The sequence below is a fragment of the Enterobacter cloacae complex sp. P40C2 genome, assembly GCF_014930695.1.
Classification (GTDB): Bacteria; Pseudomonadota; Gammaproteobacteria; order Enterobacterales; family Enterobacteriaceae; genus Enterobacter; species Enterobacter pasteurii.
This window is the reverse complement of record NZ_JADBRP010000004.1, coordinates 14,456-36,699: the sequence shown is the minus strand read 5'-3', so window position 1 is coordinate 36,699 and position 22,244 is coordinate 14,456. Positions and strand designations below refer to the sequence as shown.

13 protein-coding genes are annotated in these 22,244 nt (G+C 60.3%); 4 read left to right on the top strand and 9 right to left on the bottom strand.

The window, feature by feature from the left end:
* Positions 1-61: 61 nt before the first annotated feature.
* The 7 genes from baeR to yegD all read right to left on the bottom strand — a co-directional run bounded on the left by baeR (position 62) and on the right by yegD (position 12,561).
* The gene (baeR, locus tag IM304_RS09555; RefSeq protein ID WP_148418255.1) at positions 62-784 is read right to left on the bottom strand and encodes a two-component system response regulator BaeR; all 723 of its coding nucleotides are present in this window, start codon (positions 782-784) and stop codon (positions 62-64) included.
* Positions 781-2,184 (bottom strand): two-component system sensor histidine kinase BaeS, encoded by a 1,404-nt coding sequence (gene baeS / locus IM304_RS09550; protein ID WP_148418254.1) that lies wholly within the window; start codon positions 2,182-2,184, stop codon positions 781-783. The genes baeR and baeS overlap by 4 nt, the downstream gene beginning before the upstream one ends.
* Entirely contained in the window at positions 2,181-3,596 is a 1,416-nt protein-coding gene (locus tag IM304_RS09545; protein WP_193355574.1) for an MFS transporter, read from the bottom strand. Before IM304_RS09545 ends, baeS begins: the two co-directional genes overlap by 4 nt.
* Positions 3,597-6,674: a multidrug efflux RND transporter permease subunit MdtC gene (mdtC, locus tag IM304_RS09540; protein WP_193355573.1), complete on the bottom strand. Its 3,078-nt coding sequence runs from the start codon at positions 6,672-6,674 to the stop codon at positions 3,597-3,599.
* Entirely contained in the window at positions 6,675-9,797 is a 3,123-nt protein-coding gene (locus tag IM304_RS09535) for an MdtB/MuxB family multidrug efflux RND transporter permease subunit (RefSeq protein ID WP_193355572.1), read from the bottom strand.
* A complete protein-coding gene (locus IM304_RS09530) occupies positions 9,797-10,999 on the bottom strand; it encodes an MdtA/MuxA family multidrug efflux RND transporter periplasmic adaptor subunit (RefSeq protein ID WP_193355571.1) in 1,203 nt (400 codons plus the stop codon). Before IM304_RS09530 ends, IM304_RS09535 begins: the two co-directional genes overlap by 1 nt.
* A gap of 209 nt (positions 11,000-11,208) precedes the next feature.
* On the bottom strand, positions 11,209-12,561 hold the full coding sequence (yegD, locus tag IM304_RS09525) for a molecular chaperone (RefSeq protein ID WP_193355570.1): 1,353 nt from the start codon (positions 12,559-12,561) through the stop codon (positions 11,209-11,211).
* Between the two features lie 130 nt (positions 12,562-12,691).
* Between yegD and alkA the strand changes: the two genes are divergently transcribed.
* Positions 12,692-13,564 carry a DNA-3-methyladenine glycosylase 2 gene (gene alkA, locus IM304_RS09520; RefSeq protein ID WP_193355569.1) on the top strand — a complete coding sequence of 291 codons (873 nt, stop codon included), beginning with the start codon at positions 12,692-12,694 and terminating at the stop codon, positions 13,562-13,564.
* On the opposite strand, the gene IM304_RS09515 is transcribed toward alkA, so the two are convergent.
* A complete protein-coding gene (locus IM304_RS09515; protein WP_193355568.1) occupies positions 13,529-16,858 on the bottom strand; it encodes a diguanylate cyclase in 3,330 nt (1,109 codons plus the stop codon). The two genes, alkA and IM304_RS09515, sit on opposite strands and share 36 nt — an antisense overlap.
* A 342-nt stretch (positions 16,859-17,200) precedes the next feature.
* On the opposite strand from IM304_RS09515, the gene udk reads away from it, so the two are divergent.
* The 3 genes from udk (at position 17,201) to asmA (ending at position 20,389) form a co-directional block, all read left to right on the top strand.
* Entirely contained in the window at positions 17,201-17,842 is a 642-nt protein-coding gene (udk, locus tag IM304_RS09510) for a uridine kinase (protein WP_148418246.1), read from the top strand.
* Positions 17,843-17,933: 91 nt separating this feature from the next.
* Positions 17,934-18,515, top strand: a complete 582-nt coding sequence (dcd, locus tag IM304_RS09505) for a dCTP deaminase (protein WP_006811250.1) — start codon at positions 17,934-17,936, stop codon at positions 18,513-18,515.
* A gap of 23 nt (positions 18,516-18,538) precedes the next feature.
* The gene (gene asmA / locus IM304_RS09500) at positions 18,539-20,389 is read left to right on the top strand and encodes an outer membrane assembly protein AsmA (RefSeq protein WP_193355567.1); all 1,851 of its coding nucleotides are present in this window, start codon (positions 18,539-18,541) and stop codon (positions 20,387-20,389) included.
* Between the two features lie 112 nt (positions 20,390-20,501).
* On the opposite strand, the gene IM304_RS09495 is transcribed toward asmA, so the two are convergent.
* On the bottom strand, positions 20,502-22,085 hold the full coding sequence (locus tag IM304_RS09495) for a TerC family protein (protein ID WP_148418294.1): 1,584 nt from the start codon (positions 22,083-22,085) through the stop codon (positions 20,502-20,504).
* Between the last annotated feature and the right edge of the window lie 159 nt (positions 22,086-22,244).

Below are 22,244 nucleotides of genomic sequence, written 5' to 3'. Positions count from 1 at the left end.
CTCCCCAAAGGGGAGAGGGTGTTTTAGTCCCCTTTGGAGAGAGGGTGAGGGGAGAATGCTGTCAGGTAATCCGGCACGCGTCCGCTTCCCAGCGATACCCCACGCCGTACACCGCGCGAATAAACGACTGGTCGGCATCCAGCGCCTCCAGCTTGCGGCGCAGGTTTTTGATGTGGCTGTCGATGGTGCGGTCGGTTACCACGCGGTAGTCGTCATACAGGTGGTTGAGCAGCTGTTCGCGGGAAAACACTTTCCCCGGCTCGTGGGAGAGGGTTTTAAGCAGGCGGAACTCGGCGGGCGTCAGGTCCAGCATTTTGCTGCGCCAGCTCGCCTGGAAGCGGCTTTCGTCAACAATCAGCGGGCTTTGCGCATCCTGCACCTGAAGTTCGCGCTGCGGCTTGCAGCGACGCAGAATGGTTTTCACGCGGGCAACCACCTCACGCGGGCTGTATGGCTTGCAGATGTAATCGTCCGCGCCGATTTCGAGCCCCAGCAGGCGGTCGATCTCTTCTATTTTGGCCGTCACCATAACGATGGGAACGTCGGAAAAACGACGAATCTCGCGGCACAGGGTCAGGCCGTCGGTGCCCGGCAGCATCAGATCCAGCAGGATTAAATCCGGCGGCGTCTGGCGCACGTAGGGCAGTACCTGGTCGCCGTGGCTGATAAGCGACGGGGCATAGCTTGCGGCGCGTAAATAGTCGATCAGTAACTGCCCAAGCTTAGGCTCGTCTTCCACGATCAAAATGCGCGGCGTGTTGTCGTCAATCGGTAATTCGGTCATGCTTCCCTCGATAAATCCCGTTCCAGAGGTAACTCTACTGTAATGCTAACCCCGCCAAAAGGCGAATGCGCGGCGCGGATGGTGCCGCCGTGCGCCTCCACGATGTTGACGCAAATCGCCAGCCCGAGACCGGAGCCGCCGCTGGCACGGTTGCGGGAACCTTCGGTGCGGTAAAAGCGCTCGAACAGTCTTTCCAGCTGCGCATCCTTTACGCCAGGAGCGGAGTCCGCGAAGGTCAGGGCAAAGCGTCCGTTCTCCTGCCTGCCGGAAATATGCAGCGCGCCGCCGCCGTCGGTATAGCGAAGGCTGTTTTCCAGCAGGTTATTGAACAGCTGCATCAGGCGATCTTTGTCGCCAAACACCACCGCGCTGTCCGGCAGCGAGAGGTTGATTTTCAGGTCACGGCTGGCGAAGCGTTCCCGGAACGCGCCGGTCGCGACTTCAAGGATATTGATCGCGTCGACTGGCGCCTTCTGGTAGGCCAGCGCGCCTTCGTCGGACATGGAAAGCTGATGCAGATCGTTCACCAGCTTGGTCAGCGTACCCACCTCCGCCTGCAACGAGGCCACGGATTCGGGGGTGAACTGCCGCACGCCGTCCTGAATCGCCTCCAGCTCGCCGCGCAGCACCGCCAGCGGGGTGCGCAGCTCGTGCGAAATATCAGCCATAAAGTCGCGGCGCATCTGCTGGTTTTTCTCCAGCGTGCTGGCGAGCTGGTTGAAGTCCTGCGCCAGCTTGCCCAGTTCATCCTGACTGCGGGTGTCCACGCGGGTAGAGAAATCGCCCGCCGCCAGCTTGTGCGTACCCTCAACCAGACGCTTAACCGGCGCCAGCAGGCCCCGCGCCAGCGGGAAGGTGGCGAGTGCCGCAAGCAGGGTGGAGAGGGCGACGATCAGCCAGCTGGTCTGACGCTGCTGGCGGTCAAAGTTGATGTCGGTGTTGCGCGTCAGCCGCTCGACCGGCGAGGCAATAACCCAGCCTACCGTGGCGCCGTTCGAGGTGATGGCGCGCTTTGTACCATCCGGCGGTACCGGCGAGCGCGGGCCGACGAGCACGCGCCTGTCCTGGTCTATCACCCAGAACTGGGTGCGCCAGCCGTGCGGCGGCATGCCCGGCCCCGGGCGGTCGTCGTCATTATCGTGCTCCAGCGAGCGAAGGATTTGAAACACAAAGCGGTCGTTGTTGCGCAGAAAACGCCAGTTACCGTGCAGGCCGTACTGCTCGCCCAGCGCGTCGCTTAAGCCCTGTAACCGCTGCTCGTTTCCGTGCTTGATGTAATCAATAAAGCCGCGCTCGAAGCTGACCCGCACCGCCCAGTGCATGGTGATCAGCAGAACAATACAGGTGGCGAAAATGGCTAAAAAAAGCTTGCCGGTGATCCCGGGACGCCAGAATTTCATGGTGCACTCCTTTTGCCGCGGCGGAGCACGACGTTTTTAGTCGCGTCATTCGGCACTCTGGCAAAGATAAAAGCGGGCAGGGCGATAATGACCGCCATGCTGATATAGGTATAGAAAAAGACCTGATGCGCGACGGGGGTGTCGACGCTGAGATGCTGCTGGCCGTACATACCCAGCAGCATACCGGCCACCGTGACCCCCACGCTCATGGAAAGCTGCATGATCATCGACAGCAGGCTGTTGCCGCTGCTCGCCAGCTCGTCCGGCAGATCCTTAAGCGTCAGGGTGTTCATCGATGAAAAGCGCATGGCGTTGATTGTCCCCTGCAAAAACAGCACCAGCGGCAGGATGTAGTACCAGCCCAGCAGCGCCACGGCCATAAGCAGCAGGCTGACCAGCGCCAGCCCGAGCGTTGACGCCACCAGCACGCGGCGATAGCCGAAGCGGTTTACCACCTGCACCACGATGCGCTTCATCCCCATGCTGCCGAGCACCATCGGGATCATCATCAATCCGGCATGGAACGGCGAAAAGCCCATGCCGATCTGCAAAAACACCGGCGTCATAAACGGCAGCATACCGCTGCCGATGCGCCCGGCGAAGCTGCCGAGCAGCCCCAGACGGTAGGTGGGGTTTTTAAACAGCTTCAGGCTGAACAGCGCCTTCTCGTTGCCTCTGGCATGCCACAGGTACCAGAGGATGGCGGTAATTCCCAGCCCCACCAGCGCGGCGAGCGAGAGGGCCGAAATGCCCAGCCCTTTTTGGCCGTCGAGTGCCAGGGTGAGCGTTGCCATCCCGGCAGCCAGCAGGATAAAGCCGAAGAAATCGAAGCGCCGGGTCTGCATTTTGTAGTTCGGCATCAGCATCAGGGTGGCAATCGCGCCGATGATGCCGACCGGAAGGTTGATCAGGAAAATCCAGTGCCAGGACGCGTACTCCACCAGCACCCCGCCCAGCGCCGGGCCGAGCAGCGGGCCAACCTGACCGGGCAGGGTGACGAAGGTCATCGCCGCCATATACTGCTCGCGCGGAACAATTTTCATCACCGTTAAACGCCCGACGGGCACCATCATCGCGCCGCCGACGCCCTGCAGCACGCGCGCCATCACCAGCCGATCGAGGGTATTGGCTTGAGCGCACAGCAGCGACCCGGCGGTAAACAGCACGATGGCGGTAAAGAAGATATTCCGCACGCCGACCTTATCCGCCAGCCAGCCGCTGGCGGGCAGCATCACGGCGACCGTCAGCACGTAGGCGACAATCACCATATGCATGTGCAGCGGGCTCTCCCCCAGGCTTTTGGCCATCGAGGGGAGGGCGGTGTTAACGATGGTCGTGTCCAGCGACTGCATAAAGAAGCCGAACGCGACTATCCACAACTGCCAGCGAACGTTACCGGGGAGTTCGGTCATTTACTCGGCCACCGTGGTTCTCTTTTTACGCGAAAAACGCAGCCGCAGGCGATCGAAGAACAGATAGACCACCGGCGTGGTGTAGAGGGTCAACAGCTGGCTCATCACCAGCCCGCCAACGATGGTGATCCCCAGCGGCTGGCGCAGCTCAGAGCCATCACCGCCGGAAATAACCAGCGGCAGGGCACCGAACAGCGCCGCAAGCGTAGTCATCATGATCGGGCGAAAACGCAGCAGACAGGCCTGAAATATCGCCTCGTCCGGCGTGAGGTTGCCGTTGCGCTGGGCGTCCAGCGCGAAGTCGACCATCATAATCGCGTTTTTCTTCACAATACCTATTAATAGCATGATCCCGATAAGCGCGATGAGGCTGAAGGGCGCACCGAACAGCTCCAGGGCCAGCAGCGCCCCCACGCCCGCTGAAGGAAGCGTTGAGAGAATGGTTAACGGATGCACGTAGCTTTCATAAAGCACGCCCAGCACGATATAGACCGTCGCAATCGCCGCCAGAATCAAAATGACCTGCGAGTTCATGGTCTCCTGGAAGACCTGCGCCGTACCGGCAAAGCTGCCGCGCACGGAGGAGGGCACCCCGAGCTGGGTCATGGCGCGGTTGATGGCATCGCTGGCCTCAGAAAGCGACGAGCCGGTCGGCAGGTTAAACGACACGGTCGAGGCGGCAGAAAGCCCCTGATGATTCACCGACAGCGGCGCGTTCGACGGCTGCCAGCTGGCGAAGTACGACAGCGGAATCGCCTTGCCTTCGCTGTTGATGACAAACATCTTGTCCAGCGCGCTGATGTCCTGGGTGTAGCGCGGATCCACCTCCATCACCACCTTATACTGGTTCATCGGCTGGTAGATGGTGGACACTTCGCGCTGGCCGAAGGCGTTGTTAAGCAGGCTGTTAGCCGCTTCGACGTTAATGCCCAGCCGCGCCATGGTTTCACGATCGTAGGTGAGCGCCATCTCCGCGCCGTTGTTCTGGCTGTCGGAGTTCACGTCCGCCAGCTGCGGCAGCGCGGCCAGCGCTTTACGTATTTTCGGCTCCCACTCGCGCAGGGCGGATAAATCGTCCGAGAGCAGGGTGTACTGGTAGCTGGCGTTAGCCTGACGACCGCCGACGCGGATATCCTGAACGGCCATCAGAAACAGGTTTGCCCCCGGCTCTTTGGCGAGCTTCACCCGCAGGCGGTCAATCACCTGCTGCGCGGTGTCGTTACGCTCGCCGCGCGGCTTAAGGGTAATAAACATCATCCCGCTGTTGACGCGCGAGCCGCCGGTAAAGCCGGTCACGTTGTCCACGGCCGGATCTTCCCGGATGATCTTCATAAAGTCCTGGAGCTTGCCGCGCATCGCCTGGAACGAAATGCTCTGGTCCGCCTGAATGCCCCCCATCAGCACCCCGGTATCCTGCTCCGGGAAGAAGGTTTTTGGGATGGTGATGTACATCCAGACGTTAAGCCCAATGGTGGCGATAAGCACCAGCCCGACCATCCGCGTGTGGTTCAGCACCCACTTCAGCGACCGGCCGTAGCCCTCCTGCATCGCCATCAGGAAACGACCAAAGCCTTTGCGGCGCGGCTGGGAGCGCGGCCTGCTGCGCCTGAGCATCCAGCCGCACATCATTGGCGTGAGCGTCAGCGAGATAACCAGCGAAATGCCAATTGCCACCGAGAGGGTAACGGCAAATTCACGCAGCAGCCGTCCGGGGAGGCCGCCCATCAGCAGCAGCGGCAGGAATACCGCCACCAGCGACAGGCTCATGGACAGCACCGTGAAGCCCACCTCGCGCGTTCCCTGAAGCGCCGCCTGCAATGGCTTCATGCCTGCTTCCAGATGGCGCGAGATATTCTCCAGCACCACGATGGCGTCATCCACCACAAAGCCGGTGGCAATCGTCAGCGCCATCAGCGACAGGTTGTTGAGGCTGAAGCCGCACAGGTACATGGCGGCAAAGGTGCCTATCAGCGACACCGGGACCGCAACGGCGGGAATAAGCGTGGCGCGACCCGAGCGCAGGAACAGAAACACCACCAGGATCACCAGCGCCACGGAGATAATCAGCGTTTGCTCCACCTCTTCGAGCGAGGCGCGAATAGTGGGGGAGCGGTCCTGTGCAATCTGCAGATCGATCGCCGCCGGAATGGTTTCCTGCAGCTCCGGCAGGCGCGCGCGGATGCTGTTCACCGTCTGGATGATGTTGGCTTCCGGCAGCTTGCGGATCATCAGCAAAATCGCCGGTTTGGCGTTGGTCATCCCTGCGTTACGCACGTCCTGCACCGAGTCGGTAACGCTGGCGACGTCGCTTAAGCGCACCGCCGCGCCGTTGTTGTAGTGAATAATCAACGGCTGATACTCGGCGGCGGTTTTCAGCTCGTCGTTGGTCTGGATCTGCCAGCGGTGGCTGCCGTCCTCAATCGCCCCCTGGGGCTTGCGCACGTTGGCGCTGCTGATGGCGGAGCGCACATCGTCCAGCGACACGCCCTGATTAAACAGCGCCTGCGGATTCAGCCCCACGCGCACGGCGGGCAGGGAGCTGCCGCCGACGTCCACGTCGCCCACGCCGTCAATCTGGGCAATGGTCTGCGCCAGCTGCGTGGAGGCAAAATCGTACAGCTCGCCCTGAGAGTAGGTCTCCGAGGTGAGCGTCAGGATCATGATCGGCGCATCGGACGGGTTGGCTTTGCGGTAGGTTGGGCGGCTCGGCATGCCGCTCGGCAGCAGGCTTTGCGCGGCGTTGATCGCGGCCTGCACGTCACGCGCCGCGCCGTTGATGTCCCGGTCGAAGCTGAACTCCAGGATGATACGCGTGCTGCCCAGCGAGCTGCTGGAGGTCATTTCGTTGACCCCGGCAATGCGCCCAAGCGACCGTTCAAGCGGTGTTGCAACGGACGAGGCCATGGTTTCAGGCGACGCGCCCGGCAGCGAGGCGCTGACCATGATCACCGGGAAATCCACCTGCGGCAGCGGCGCCACCGGCAGCAGCCGGAAGCCCAGCACGCCGCACAGCGTAATGGCGACGGAGAGCAATATGGTCGCCACCGGGCGGTAAATGAAGAGGGCGAAAAACTTCACTTACGCCTCCTCTTCACGTTTCGGGAAGCGGCTTTTCGTCCACAGCGCCAGACGGTCAAACAGCAGGTAAATGACCGGCGTGGTGAACAGCGTCAGCACCTGGCTCACCAGCAGGCCGCCGACCATGCCGATACCCAGCGGACGGCGCAATTCCGCCCCCACGCCGGTGCTCAGCATCAGCGGCAGCGCGCCCAGCAGGGCGGCGAGGGTAGTCATCAGGATCGGACGAAAGCGCAGCAGGCAGGCCTGGAAGATAGCCTCGCGCGGCGCCATGCCCTGCTCGCGCTCGGCGGCAAGGGCAAAGTCGATCATCATGATGGCGTTTTTCTTCACGATCCCGATAAGCAGGATGATGCCAATTATCGCGATCACGTCCAGCTCGCTGCCCGCCAGCATCAGCGCCAGCAGCGCCCCCACGCCCGCCGTCGGCAGGGTGGAGAGAATAGTGATCGGATGGATAAAGCTCTCATACAGCACCCCGAGCACGATATACATCGCCACCACCGCCGCGACAATCAGCCAGACGGTGCTGCCCAGCGCGGCCTGGAACGCCAATGTACTGCCCTGGAACTGGGTCTGAATGTCGGACGGGAAGCTGAGCGCTTTTTCTGCGCCCAGAATAGCCTCCACCGCTTCGCCCAGCGAATAACCGTCCGGCACGTTGAAGGAAATGGTGGTGGACGGGAACTGATCGAGATGGTTAATCGACAGCGGGGTATGACGCTCCTCCACCGTCGCGATGGCGCTTAGCGGCACTATGCCGCCGTCTTTACTGGTCAGGCGTACCGAGTCCAGCGCGGCCAGCCCCGGCGTATTTTCCGTGTTGTGCTCCAGCACCACGCGGTACTGGTTTGCCTGGGTATAGATGGTGGAGATGAGGCGCTGGCCAAAGGCGTTATACAGCGCGTTATCCACGTCGGACATGGTAATGCCCAGGCGGCTGGCGGTGTCGCGGTTGACGTTGACGTAGGCCGCCAGCCCTTTGTCCTGCCAGTCGCTGCTGACGTCAGAAACCTGCGGCAGCGCCTTCAGCCTGTCGACCAGCTGCGGCACCCAGGTGCTCAGGGCCTCGAGCGAGGTGGCCTGGAGCGTGAACTGGTACTGCGTGCGGCTTACCTGGGTATCGATGGTTAAATCCTGAATCGGCTGCAGGTACAGCTCAATGCCCGGCACCCGCGCCACGGCGTTTTGCAGGCGCTCAATCACCGCGTTAATCCGGTCGTCGCGGTCATCGAGCGGTTTGAGGTTAATTTGCAGGCGCGCGCTGTTCAGCGCCGGGTTAGTGCCGTCCACGCCCACGTAGGCGGTCAGGCTTTCCACCGCCGGATCCTTCATGACGATCTCCGCCACCTGCTGCTGGCGCTGCGCCATGTTCGCGAAGGAGACCGACTGCGGCGCCTGAAGCGTGCCCTGAATAATGCCGTTATCCTGAATCGGGAAGAAGCCTTTCGGGATGAATACCCACAGCATCACGCTGAGCGCCAGCGTTCCCAGCGCCACGCCGAGCGTTGCCCAGGGATGGTTCAGCACTTTCGCCAGCACGCGGCCGTAGGCGGCAATAACGCGCTCGAACATCCGCTCAGAGGCGCGGGAGAAGCGGTTTTGCCTGCGCAGGGACTCATGGCTCAGCATGCGGGCGCACATCATCGGCGTGAGCGTCAGCGACACCACGGCGGAGATGAGAATGGCGACCGCCAGCGTGACGGCAAACTCGCGGAACAGGCGGCCGACGATATCGCCCATAAACAGCAGCGGGATCAGCACCGCAATCAGCGAAAAGGTCAGGGAGATGATGGTAAAGCCGATTTCACCGGCCCCTTTCAGCGCGGCGGCCAGCGGTTTTTCGCCCTTTTCGATATAGCGCGAGATGTTCTCGATAACCACGATGGCGTCATCCACCACGAACCCGGTGGCGATGGTCAGCGCCATCAGCGTCAGGTTGTTGATGGAGAAGTCGAGGAACACCATCACCGCGAAGGTGCCGACCAGCGAGAGCGGCACCGCGACGGCAGGAATAATGGTGGCCGGGACGTTACGCAGGAACAGGTAGATGATCATCACCACCAGCGCAATCGCCAGCATTAGTTCAAACTGGGTGTCGGTGACCGAGGCGCGAATGTTGGTGGTGCGATCCGAAAGCACCTTCACGCTGACCGACTTCGGCAGGCTTTCCACCAGCTGCGGCAGCATGGTGCGAATGCTGTCGGCGGTATCAATAATGTTCGCACCCGGCTGGCGCTGCACGTTCATGACGATTGCCTGCTGCCCGTTGGCCCACGCCCCGAGCCAGCTGTTTTCGGCCCCTTGCTCAACGGTAGCCACGTCGCCAAGGCGGATCGGCGCGCCGTTTTGATAGGCCAAAATCAGCTGGCGGTACTCATCGGCGGACTGCATCTGGTCGTTGGCGGAGAGGGTGACCGCCCGGTCAGGGCCGTCCAGCGAGCCTTTCGCCGAGTTGACGTTAGCGCTGCTGATGGCGGTGCGAATGGTTTCGCTGGTCAACCCCAGCGCGGCGATGGCCTGGGCGTTGAGCTTAACGCGCACGGCGGGGCGTTGGCCGCCCGCGAGCGTTACCAGCCCCACGCCGGAGACCTGCGAAATCTTCTGCGCCACGCGGGTTTCGACCATGTCTTCCACCTGCGTCATCGGCATAGCGGACGACGTCACGGCAAGCGTCATGATCGGCGGATCCGCCGGGTTGACCTTGCTGTAGACCGGCGGGTTCGGCAGGTCAGACGGCAGCAGGTTGGTGGCGGCGTTAATGGCGGCCTGCACCTCCTGCTCGGCAACGTCCAGCGACAGCGTAAGCTGGAACTGAAGCGTCACCACCGACGCGCCGCCGGAACTCTGGGAGGACATCTGCTTCAGGCCAGACATCTGGCCAAACTGGCGCTCCAGCGGGGCGGTGATGGCGGACGTGACCACATCCGGGCTGGCGCCCGGATAGAGCGTGATAACCTGAATGGTCGGGTAGTCCACTTCCGGCAGCGCCGACACGGGCAGAAAACGGTAGCCAATGATCCCGGCCAGCAGGATCGCCACCATCAGCAGGGTCGTTGCGACAGGACGTAAAATAAACAGGCGTGAAGGCCCACCTGTAGAGCTCGGCGGCATTACCTGCATCAGGATTTTGCTCCCGCGGTCCGGGCTTCCACCACCTCGACCTGCGCGCCTTCGGTCAGGCGGTCGATACCGTCGGTCACGACGCGGTCACCCGCAGAAAGCCCGGCGTCGATGACCACCGTCTGGCTGTCCTGGATGCCGGTTTTCACCAGATGCTTGCTAACCTTGTTTTCGCCGTTGAGCACCCAGACAAAGTTGCCTTCACTGCCCATTTGCAGGGCCGCCGTTGGGATGACTACCGCGTTTTCCTCGGTCGCAACCAGCATTCGCGCATTAACGAACTGGTTCGGGAACAATGCATCGTCCTGATTGTTAAAGCGTGCTTTCAGCTTGATGGTGCCGGTGGTGGTATCGATCTGGTTATCCAGGCTCAGCAGCGTGCCTTCGCTCAGCTTCTTCTTGTTGGTGCGATCCCAGGCTTCCACCACCAGCGCTTTTCCGGCCTTCTGCGCCTGCACCACCGTGGCGATGTCGCTTTCCGGCAGGGTAAAGACCAGATCGACGGGATGCGTCTGGGTGATCACCACGATGCCCGTGGTGTCGCCGCTGGAAATTTGGTTGCCGATATCCACCTGCTTCAGGCCGACGCGCCCGTCAATCGGCGCGACGATCCGGCTCCAGTCGAGCTGCAGCTGGGCGCTGGCGACCGCGGCCTCGTCGGCCTTAATGGTTCCCTGAGACTCGCTGACCAGCGACTGCTGGGTATCCAGCTCCTGACGCGACACGAGGTTGGTTTTGACCAGCTGCTGATAGCGGGCTAAATCACGCCGGGCGTTGGCAAGGGTGGCTTTATCTTTCGCGAGCTGCCCCTGCGCCTGCGCGAGCGCCACCTTAAACTGGCTTGGATCGATTTCGGCCAGCAAATCCCCGGCTTTCACCTGCTGACCTTCCTGGAAGTGAATGGCCATCAGCTGGCCGTCCACGCGGCTGCGCACCGTGACGGTATTGGCGGCGGTTACGGTTCCAAGCCCGGTGAGATAACGAGGTACCGCTTTATTCACCGCCGTTGCCGCCTGCACCGGCGCCAGCGCGCCGCCGCGCATACCCTGGCGACCCCCGCCCGCCGGGCGCTGAGACGGGCTGCTGGCGCCTGCGGGAGCCGTGGAGTTCGCGGACTGGCTGTGCCAGTACCAGGCGGCGGCAAGGACCACCACAAAAAGACCTGCGGCAATTGCCCAGCGGGATTTGTTACTGCCTTTCATCGTTATACGTTCTCATCCTGAAGCTCTTTCGGGGAATGATACTAGTTTAGTCAGGTAACACAGCGGAAAAATGGAGGAAATATGGAACACTGTCAGGAATGGTCTGAATGGAGGTAAACGCAAAACGGCAACATCCGTTGCCGTTTTTGGTGTTTGCACCCTCTCCCACAGGGAGAGGGTCGGGGTGAGGGCACCAGACCGCACCAACGCTAGCTAAACATCACCTGCGCCCAGCGGGCCAGTCCTGCCGTAACGGAGCCAAAGTCATCGCCACCGGCAATCGGAATGCCCGGCAGCTGTTCCGCCAGCGCTTTTTTGATAAGCGGTGAACGGGCGCTACCGCCGGTCAGGTAGATAACATCCGGCTTCACCTTGCCGTTATCCAGCGCCAGCTGTACCTGCTCCAGAATGCGCTGCAGCGGCTGGGCGAGCGCCAGCTCCAGACCGTCCTGGGTGATAGCCGTCGCCAGATCGTCGCTGATGAACGGCAGCGAAGCGGTATGCTCAGGACGATCGGAAAGGGCAATTTTGCTCTCTTCGGCAGTACGTACCACGCGGTAGCTCAGACGCTGACGCCACACCTTATACAGCAGCGCGACCTTCTCCGCATCCTGCGCGTCGCGCACCAGATCGTTCAGGAAACGGCCGTTGGCGGTGCTGTAAAAATCACTCTGTGCGGGCACGTCGTTAATCGCGATGGCGTTCCACCACGGCAGGATCGGCAGGGCGATCCCTTTTTCGGTCTGTCCGCCCATGCCGAGCAGCGGCATCAGGCTCTTGAACGCCAGGGCGATATCCAGATCGTTACCGCCCACGCGGCAGCCGCTGTGCCCCAGCAGGCTGTTTTCGCGATCGCGGCGGTGGTGCCACTGCGGCCCCATCAGCAGCAGCGAGCAGTCGGTGGTACCGCCGCCGATGTCCACAACCAGCACGCGTTTTTCTTCCGCCAGCGTGGCTTCAAAATCCAGCCCCGCGGCAACCGGCTCATACTGGAACACCACGTCGCGAAAGCCTGCCCGGTGCGCCGCGCGCTCGAGGATCCCCTGCGCCTGCCGGTTAGCCTCGTCGCCACCCAGCCCCTGGAAGTTGATTGGGCGGCCAATCACGGCCTGGGTGATGGCGTCCGGCACCTGTGACTGGGCCTGATTGCGGATGTGCAGCATCATGGCGCAAACCAGGTCTTCGAACATCGCGACCTGCTGCGGCTTCAGCCCGCTGGCGCCCAGGAAGGATTTAGGCGATTTAACGAAGTAAACTTCTTCCGGATCCTCGATGTAGTGCCCGAGGGAGGAAAGGCCGAACTGCACGCTGGACGGCGTAACCTCAATATCTTCTTCCCGGTTGAAGCTGACGGCCCGACGCAGAAGCGCCTGCGATTCAGCCGCGGTGGCCGGCACCTGATGGTGGCGGAACAGCCACTCGCTTACCGCTTCGCGCGTGGGCGCACAGAGCATGGAGGGCAGCAGCGCACTGCCGTTTTCCATTTTCAGGAGCTGCGGTTGTCCGTTTTGCATGATGGCAACCGAGCAGTTTGCGGTGCCGTAGTCGAATCCAATAAACACGATAAATCCCCATGCCGGTGAGAAGGGGCGAGACTTTAGCGAAATGTCTGCCAGGCGACAACAGGAATATGAAAGCAAGGCGCAACGCGGTCTTTCGGTTTATGCTGAGGTGAACAAAAAAGGAGAGACGATGTACACCCTGAACTGGCAACCCCCCTACGACTGGCAGTGGATGTTTGGCTTTCTTGCGGCGCGTGCGGTCACGGGGGTTGAAACCGTTACGGACGATTACTACGAGCGGAGCTTCGGCTACGAGGGGCATCAGGGCGTTTTTCGCGTCACGCCGGACTGCGCAACCCATACGCTGGCCGTGACGCTGAGCCCGGGCCTGATCCCGGTGGCGGAAACATGTCTTGACCGCATTGCCCGCCTGTTCGATCTCGCCTGCGATCCGCAGCGGATAGCGCAGACCCTCGGCGAGCTCGGTGCGGCACGTCCGGGGCTACGTTTGCCGGGCGCCGTGGATGCCTGGGAGCAGGGCGTGCGCGCCATTCTCGGCCAGCTGGTGAGCGTGGCGATGGCGGCAAAGCTGGCGTCGCGGGTGGTGGCGCTGTGCGGCGAACCGATTGCGGACGCGCCGGGGTATCTCTGCTTTCCTTCGCCAGAGGCGGTCGCTGCTGCGGATCCTCTGGCGCTTAAGGCCCTCGGGATGCCGCTGAAGCGTGCGGAGTCGCTGATTCATCTGGCGCAGTCGGTAGTGGACGGTGACTTTCCGCTCTTCCCGCCCGCGGATATCGAGGCCGGGTTGAAGGCTTTACAGCAGCGGCCCGGCATCGGGCGCTGGACTGCCAGCTATCTGGCCCTGCGCGGCTGGCAGGCGAAGGATGTTTTTCTGTCGGATGATTACCTGATTAAGCAGCGTTTTGCCGGAATGACGCCTGCTCAGATCCGTCGCTATGCCGAACGCTGGCAGCCGTGGCGCTCGTATGCGCTGTTACATATCTGGTATACCGACGGCTGGTCGCCGTCAGTTGATGGCGAAATAGCTGGTGTTAAGCAGTAGATCGAGCGGCTGCGCTTCTCCGATGGTATCGCCGAAGATATAGTCAATGCCGATGCCTGACAGCGTGTCCATCATGATCGACTGGTTACACGGCCCGGCAATGGTTTTTAGCCCCAGACGCTGGGCGTGACCCTGAACGATCGTTACCATCATCTCGTCCATCAGGTTGCCGTGAACGTTCGTCACCACGTCCGTATCCAGCAGCAGATAGTCTGCGGTGCTGGCGCTGAGGCGGCTGAAAACGTTGATATCGCGCCCCACGCGGGTTAACACCACCCGACAGCCGGCGTGACGAAGCTTTTGCAGGCCCTGCTGCACGTTTTCGTCCGCATTGCTCAGCACGTCGACGGATATCATCAGATGCAGCAGACGCGCCGGCAGCGGACCGCGTGCAATCAGGTCGAGCAGTTCGTCCACCAGCGTAACGCTGGCTAAACCCGCTTCTGACAGCGGCAGCGCGACGCCCATCCCTTTCGCCGCCACCTGCGCGGCATGGGTGCGGAAAAAGTCGCTGAAAATACGCCGGTCCAGGGCGTGCAGCAGCTCCGGCTCCGCCAGCCCCGCGCGGAAGGCGTGCTCTTCCAGCACTTCGCCCTGGCTGGTCCACAGGCGCATTGAGAGCAGCCAGAAGCTGCTGCTCTCGGGCACGCGCGGCGAGGCGACGCTGCGCGCGATCATCAACAGATGATTATCCTTGATCGTGTGCCACTGCTCGTCCAGCGACATCATGCTGCGCATGCTGTGGATCCGCTCCTGCTGGGGTTCATACACGGTGACGACGCCGCGTCCGCTGTTTTTCGAGGCGTAACAGGCGATGTCGGCCTGCGACATCACTTCCGCGGCCAGACGATTGTTATCGTCAATCAGCGTAATACCTGCGCTGGCGCCGATGCGGTGCAGGCGTCCCTCCCAGGAAAAATGGTAGTTATTGATAGCGTCGATCAGCCGGCCCGCAATATAACGCGCGCTTTCGACGTTGCAGTCCGGGAGCAGCAGGCCAAACTCGTCGCCCCCCAGGCGCGCCAGCACGTCGCTGGAGCGCAGCATCGTCAGCATTAGCGAAGACAGCTCGCGCAGGAGGGCGTCGCCTGCCGCGTGGCCTGCCGTATCGTTCACGGCCTTAAAGCGGTCAAGGTCGATAAAGACCAGCGCGTGGCGCTGATGCGTCTCGTGTACCGTCTGCAGCAGGCGCTTAAGGTGGTTTTCGAAACTTACGCGGTTCGCCAGTCGGGTGAGGGCGTCATGGGAGGCGCTGTAGCTCAGCTGGCGCAGCATTTTGCGCGACTCGGTCACGTCCTGAATCACCAGCACCGAGCCGATATTGTGACCGTCCAGGGTGCTCAGCGGCGTGATGCTGTAATGAATGTCGAAGCTGCCGCCGTTCCGGCAGTTAAGCACCACGTCCTGCTCGATATCGGTACGGGACATATCCCCGCTGTGGATGTTCTCCATCAGCGGGCCATTCTCGCCGAAGGTAATGTGCAGCACCTTCAGCACGGGCTGACCCAGCGCGTCGTTTTGCGTCCAGCCGCTCATCTTCTCGGCGACCGGGTTCATAAAGGTGACGTTCATGTCGATGTCGGTGCAGAGCACCGCTTCGCCGATGGAGTCGAGGGTAATGTGCAGACGCTCTTTTTCCTGGAACAGCGCCTCGTTAAGCTGCTTCACCTCGGTCATGTCCATATTGATGCCCAGCAGGCGTTCCACCTGGCCGTGTTTGTTCAGCACCCGGTTTGCCAGCGAACGAATGTGGCGAATGCCTCCCTTAACGCGGATGCGAAACTCCAGCTTGAAGGGCACCCTCGCCTGGAGGGACTCGCGCAGCACCCGTTCGGCGTTGGTGCGATCTTCCGGCACGATGGCGTCATGCCAGAGCTGCCAGGTGGGCTTGATATGCGAAGGGATCTCGTACAGCTCAAACATGCGCTTATCCCAGCTGATCACGTCCGGCTCCAGGTCCCATTCCCAGATGCCAATCCCACCGGCTTCGTTGGCGAGCGTGATGCGCTCCATCAGGCGCTTATTCACCCACTCGGTCTGTTTCAGGTCGTTGATGTCTTCTATCTGGGCAATAAAGTAGAGCGGCGTGCCGTCGGCATGGCGAACAACGGAGACGGCCAGCAGCGCCCAGACCACCTCGCCGTTGCGGGTATAGTAGCGCTTTTCGAGGCTGTAGCTGTTGATCTCTCCGTTGATCAGCTGTCCCAGCTGTTCCAGGTCGGTATTTAAGTCTTCGGGCCAGGTTAGCTGCTGAAACGTGAGCGACTGGAGCTCCGTCTGGCTGTAGCCGAGAAAATTGCACAGCGCCTTATTGGCCTGAAGCCACTGGCCCTCAATCCCCACCAGCGCCATACCAATCGCGGAATACTCCATCGCGTTACGAAAACGTTCTTCACTTTCCGTGATGTGTTTACGCTCGGCGCGAAAGGCATACATCACCATCGTCATCACGTTGGCCGGCAGGAGCATCATCAGGAAGGGAAGCCACGGCGCGTTGAACGTCACTATCATGTTTGACGGCGTCATGGAGGGCGGGTTTCGCACCATCATCAGGGATACCATCATGATGGTGAATAAAAATATCAGAAACGCTTCCATTCGCGGCAGGCGTACCGCGCTCCACATCAGTAAAACGATGATGCAGGTGAACGGCCACGGCAGCCAGGTGATGGCCGTCCAGCTCAGGGCCAGGGTGATGACCAGGGTCACCAGCGTTTCCAGCAGCAGTCTCGGGTTGCGGTGACGCAGCAGGTAATGCGGCTTAAACAGCAGGCCTAACGGTACCAGCGCCAGCGCGCCGATGGCTTCTGAAAGTACCCAGAACAGAAAATTGCGCAGCGGCTCCGGGCCCGGAACCAGAAAATGAACCAGAATGCCGCCCACCAGCGGCGGCACCAGGGCGCTGCCGACGGCAAGGCGGATCCAGTCGTTGAGGTTTTGCAGCGGGTTATACCAGGGGAGCAGCTTACGCAGCAGCACCGCACCAATACAGGCCTCAATAATATTGATCGCCGTGTAGGTTAGGTTGATGGCGTCCCATGAAAAGAGCATCCACGAGGCAAAAATATTGCCAAAGGAGCAGGCGAGGGCGATGCCGGGCCACATTTTTCCCGCATGGCGGTAAAACGCCACCATCATAATGGAGGTCGGGAACCACAGCGGTGCCAGCAGCGATCCGAAGCGGGTCAGCTCAAGGGAGAACAGGGTAAAAATGAACGTGACGAGACCCAGACAGACAAGTCGCAGTAAAGGATGTGGGGTAGTAACCAAAACCCGCTGGTATTGTTTATTCATTACCGCTCTATCCAGGGACGCCGTGTTGTCAGGAGCCAGGTCCGGACGCGTGAAATCATTAATTTGGTTTATGCTAGTACAAACATTTTACAATTCATATGCTGAGCGCTCAGATTTTGACTTCATAGACTTATAAAATAGTTACTCTGCGAAGAAAGGGGATCAAATGTCGAAAAAGCGATCGTAAAAATTTCGCTCAGGGCGTGAAGCGGCACTTTTCAGCCCGCCTCGCATAACCTGCGCATTCGACTGGTATCACGCCCCCGAAATCCCTATAATTGCCGCGTTTGACGCTCCGGCGTCGTCCTTCCTTACATCCAGGTTAATCAGGTCGCTAAATTTATGACTGATAAGTCTCATCAGTGCGTCATCATAGGCATCGCCGGCGCATCGGCTTCAGGTAAAAGTCTTATTGCCAGTACGCTTTATCGTGAACTGCGTGAACAGGTAGGTGATGAGCATATCGGTGTTATTCCCGAAGACAGCTATTACAAAGATCAATCCCATCTTTCGATGGAAGAGCGCGTAAAAACCAACTACGACCACCCCAGTGCAATGGATCACAGCCTGCTGTTCCAGCATCTGGAAGCGCTGAAGCGCGGCGAGGCCATTGAACTGCCCGTCTACAGCTACGTAGAACATACCCGCACCCGAGAAACGATCCGCATCGAGCCGAAAAAGGTCATTATCCTTGAAGGGATTTTGCTGCTCACCGACGCCCGCCTGCGCGAATCAATGAACTTCTCGATTTTCGTCGATACCCCTCTGGATATCTGCCTGATGCGTCGCATCAAACGCGACGTTAACGAACGCGGCCGCTCCATGGACTCCGTGATGGCGCAATATCAAAAGACCGTTCGCCCGATGTTCCTGCAATTTATTGAGCCTTCGAAACAGTACGCCGATATTATCGTGCCTCGCGGCGGTAAAAACCGTATTGCAATTGATATCTTAAAAGCGAAAATCAGTCAGTTTTTTGAATAAGCCGTGTGAATTGTGTACCGTTCAGAGATAACCTGGTTTTGCCCTGAGCCCGTAAGGCTTCAGGGCGCGATGCACGAAAGGAGAAAGTGCCATGCGTCTTTGTGACCGCGATATAGAAGCCTGGCTGGATGAAGGCCGTCTGTCCATCACCCCGCGTCCGCCGGTAGAGCGTATTAACGGCGTGACCGTTGACGTGCGTCTGGGGAATAAATTCCGCACCTTCAGCGGCCACACGGCACCGTTTATCGACCTGAGCGGTCCGAAAGACGAAGTCAGCGCGGCGCTGGATCGCGTCATGAGCGACGAAATCGTCATCGAAGAAGGAGAGGCGTTTTATCTCCATCCGGGTGAGCTGGCGCTGGCGGTGACCTTTGAATCCGTCACACTGCCTGCGGATCTGGTGGGCTGGCTTGACGGACGTTCATCGCTGGCGCGCCTGGGCCTGATGGTGCACGTCACCGCGCACCGTATCGATCCGGGCTGGTCGGGCCGAATCGTGCTGGAGTTCTTTAATGCCGGTAAACTGCCGCTGGCCCTGCGTCCCGGGATGATGATCGGTGCGCTGAGCTTTGAACCGCTGACAGGCCCGGCAGACCGTCCTTATAACCGCCGCCAGGACGCAAAATATCGCGACCAGCAGGGTGCGGTTGCCAGTCGTATCGATAAAGACTGATTTGTAAGTTCACTGAGGAAGCCATGAGAAGAGTTCTGACGACGCTGATGATTTTGCTGGTGGTGCTGGTGGCTGGCCTTTCAGCGTTAGTTCTGCTGGTTAATCCGAATGACTTCCGTGCTTATATGGTGCGGCAGGTTGAAGCGCGCAGCGGTTATGAACTCAAGCTGGACGGGCCGCTGCGCTGGCACGTCTGGCCTCAGCTCAGCATTCTCTCAGGACGCATGTCGCTCACCGCGCCGGGGGCCGCGCAGCCGCTGGTCACGGCGGACAATATGCGTCTTGATGTCTCACTCATTCCGCTCCTGTCGCATCAGCTTCAGGTGGATCAGGTGATGCTGAAAGGGGCGGTGATTCAGCTTACCCCCCAGACCGAGGCCGTTCGCCAGGCGGACGCGCCGGTCGCGCCGCGTGAAAACACCCTGCCTGACGTTCCCTCCGATGCCGGCTGGTCGTTTGACATTGCTAATCTGAAAGTGGCTGACAGCGTGCTGGTTTTCCAGCACGAGGACGACGAACAGATCACCGTACGCAATATCAATCTCAAAATGGAGCAGGACGCCAGCCATAACGCCACCATGGAGTTCTCCGGGCGCATCAACCGCAACCAGCGGGATCTCAACCTGTCGATAAACGCCAACGTGAACGCGTCTGACTACCCGCACCAGCTGACGGCGGACGTTCAGCAGCTGAGCTGGCAGCTCACCGGAGCAGACTTACCGACGAAAGGGATTGCCGGAAAGGGCACCATGCAGGCGGTGTGGCACGAAGAGCGCAAGCAGCTGGAGCTGAACGCGCTCAACCTCCAGGCCAACGACAGTAGCCTGAAGGGACAGGCGAGCGTCACGCTTGCAGAGAAACCCAGTTGGGTGCTGGATCTGCAATTTGACAGGCTGAACCTGGAGAACCTGCTTGCGCCTCAGCCGGTTAACGCGTCCGATGGCTCCGTCACCCAGGTGGGCCAAAGCCAGGCAACGCAGTCGCGTCCGGTGATCTCCTCGAATCTCGATCGGCCTGACTACAACGGCCTGCGCGGGTTTACCGCCGATATTCTGCTGAAGGCCAACACCGTGCGCTGGCGCGGCATTGATTTTACCGACGTCAGCAGCCAGATGTTTAACCGCAATGGCCTGCTGGTTATCTCCGACCTCAGCGGAAAAATGGGGGCCGGGAGCCTTTCGCTGCCGGGCACCCTGGACGTGCGCAGCGACGTTGCCAGCGCCGCGTTCCAGCCGCGTCTGGAAAACGTCGAGATTGGCACGATCCTGAAGGCCTTTAACTATCCGATTGCCCTTACGGGGCAGCTGACGCTGGCGGGGGATTTCTCCGGCACGAAGATTGATGCTGACGCCTTCCGCCGCAGCTGGCAGGGTAAGGCGCACGTGGAGCTGAAAGACTCGCGCATGGAGGGGCTGAACTTCCAGCAGCTGGTGCAGCAGGCGGTGGAGCGCAGCAGCAGCGTGAAGGCGAACGAGAACTACGACAGCGCAACCCGTCTCGACAGCTTTACCAGCGAGCTGGCGCTCGACAACGGTCAGCTAACGCTGGACGGGATGCAGGGGACCTCGTCTCTGCTGGCGCTGACCGGGAACGGAGCGCTGGATCTGGTTAAAGAGACGGCGGACACCCACTTCAAGGTGCGCGTGATGGCCGGCTGGGAAGGTGAGGGAGAGCTTGTCGAGTTCCTGAAAGAGACGCCGATCCCGCTGAGCGTTTACGGGAAATGGCAGGAGCTGAACTACAGCCTGCAGGTCGACCAGATCCTGCGTAAGCATCTTCAGGATGAAGCGAAACGTCGGCTGAATGACTGGGCGGACCGTAATAAAGAGTCTCAGTCCGGCAAGGACGTGAAAAAGCTGCTGGATAAGCTTTGATGTTTGTTGTGCCGGGCGGCATGTGCGGCCTGATGCCCTCACCCCGGCCCTCTCCCACGGGGAGAGGGAGCAAACACTAAAAACGGCAACAAGGTTGCCGTTTTGCTTTTACCTAAACCTCAAAATCCGCTTCATCCGCAGCGTGCAGCGGTATCAGCTGAACCTTCTGCACGCGATGGCTCTCTACCTGCAGCGTTTTAATCGTGTAATCCCCCACCTGTACTTCTTCCCCCGGCTGCGGAATGCGTTGCAGATGCTCCATCAGCAAACCGGCGATGGTGTGGTATTCGCGCTTCTCGTCCAGCGGAAGCGGGACGAACTGCACCAGATCCTCAAGCGGCATGTGGCCGTTCGCGGTCCAGCTACCGTCGGCGTTCTTCTGGATGTCGTGGCGCGCGTCGATCTCATCAACTTCATTGGGCAGATTGCCGGCGATGGTTTCCATGACGTCGCTGAGCGTCACCAGCCCTTCCACCGATCCAAATTCATCCACCACAAACGCGAAGTGGGTACGCGCGTTGCGGAACTGCTCCAGCGCGGAGAGTAACGGCAGCGCTTCCGGGAAAACCAGCGGCTGGCGCACCAGCGCGCGCAGGTTGAGCGGCTCGCCGTGAAGCTGCTGCTGCAGCAGGTCGATCACGTGCACCACGCCCAGCAGCTCTTCTTCCTCTTCCCCGCCGGTAACCACCACGCGGGTGTGCTGGTTTTTATCCAGCAGCGCGCGGATCTGCTCTTCCGGTGCCGTCAGGTCAACGTGCTCAATGTCGTGGCGGGAGGTCATGATGCTGCTGACCGAGCGCTGGTTGAGGTTAAGCACGCGCTCAATCATGCGTCGCTCCTGCGGGTTGAATATCTGTCCGTCGCTGTGATCGGCAAGCATCGCAGCGGATTCGGCATCCAGCTCGGCATCCTCTTTTTTGCCGCTCAGCAGGCGCATTACCGTATCTGCGGTGCGCTGGCGCAGCGTCTGGTTCGCCGAAAGGAAACGGCGGCGGTTGAATATGGCCAGCTGGTTCAGGAACTCAATCAGCACCGAGAAGCCAATCGCGGCGTATAGATACCCCTTCGGAATATGGAATCCAAATCCGTCCGCCACCAGGCTAAAGCCAATCATCAGCAGGAAGCTCAGGCACAGGATCACGATGGTGGGGTGGCTGTTCACAAACCGCGTCAGGGCTTTACTCGCCAGCACCATCAGGGTGATGGCGATGATAACGGCGGCCATCATGACGGCCAGGTGGTCCACCATCCCGACGGCGGTGATCACGGAGTCGAGAGAGAAGACGGCGTCCAGCACCACAATTTGCGCCACCACCGGCCAGAATTTTGCGCCGCGTCGCTGGGTGGGATTTTCGCTGTCTTTACCCTCCAGCCGCTCGTTAAGCTCTACCGTGGCCTTGAACAGCAGGAATAGCCCGCCGAACAGCATTATCAGGTCGCGGGCGCTAAAGCTCATGCTCTGCACGCTGAACAGGGGTTTGGTCAGCGTAACCAGCCAGGATATCGAGGCGAGCAGCAGCAGGCGCATCACCATGGCGAGCAGCAGGCCCGTCACGCGCGCGCGGTCGCGCTGCGAGGGAGGCAATTTATCGGCAAGGATGGCGATAAACACCAGGTTATCAATGCCGAGCACTAATTCAATGACGACCAGCGTCACCAGCCCGGCCCAGATCGATGGATCGGCAATCCATTCCATAGTAAACACAATACCTTCTGTTATATGACTAATGTCACACTTCGATCATGGATAAAGCCGAGGGAAATTGCAATGCCGGGCTGAGATTTCTCTTAATGCTGCCTCAAGGTAAAACCGAATTTGCCCGTGGTGTAAATAAGTTAATTGCGAAGATTTAAT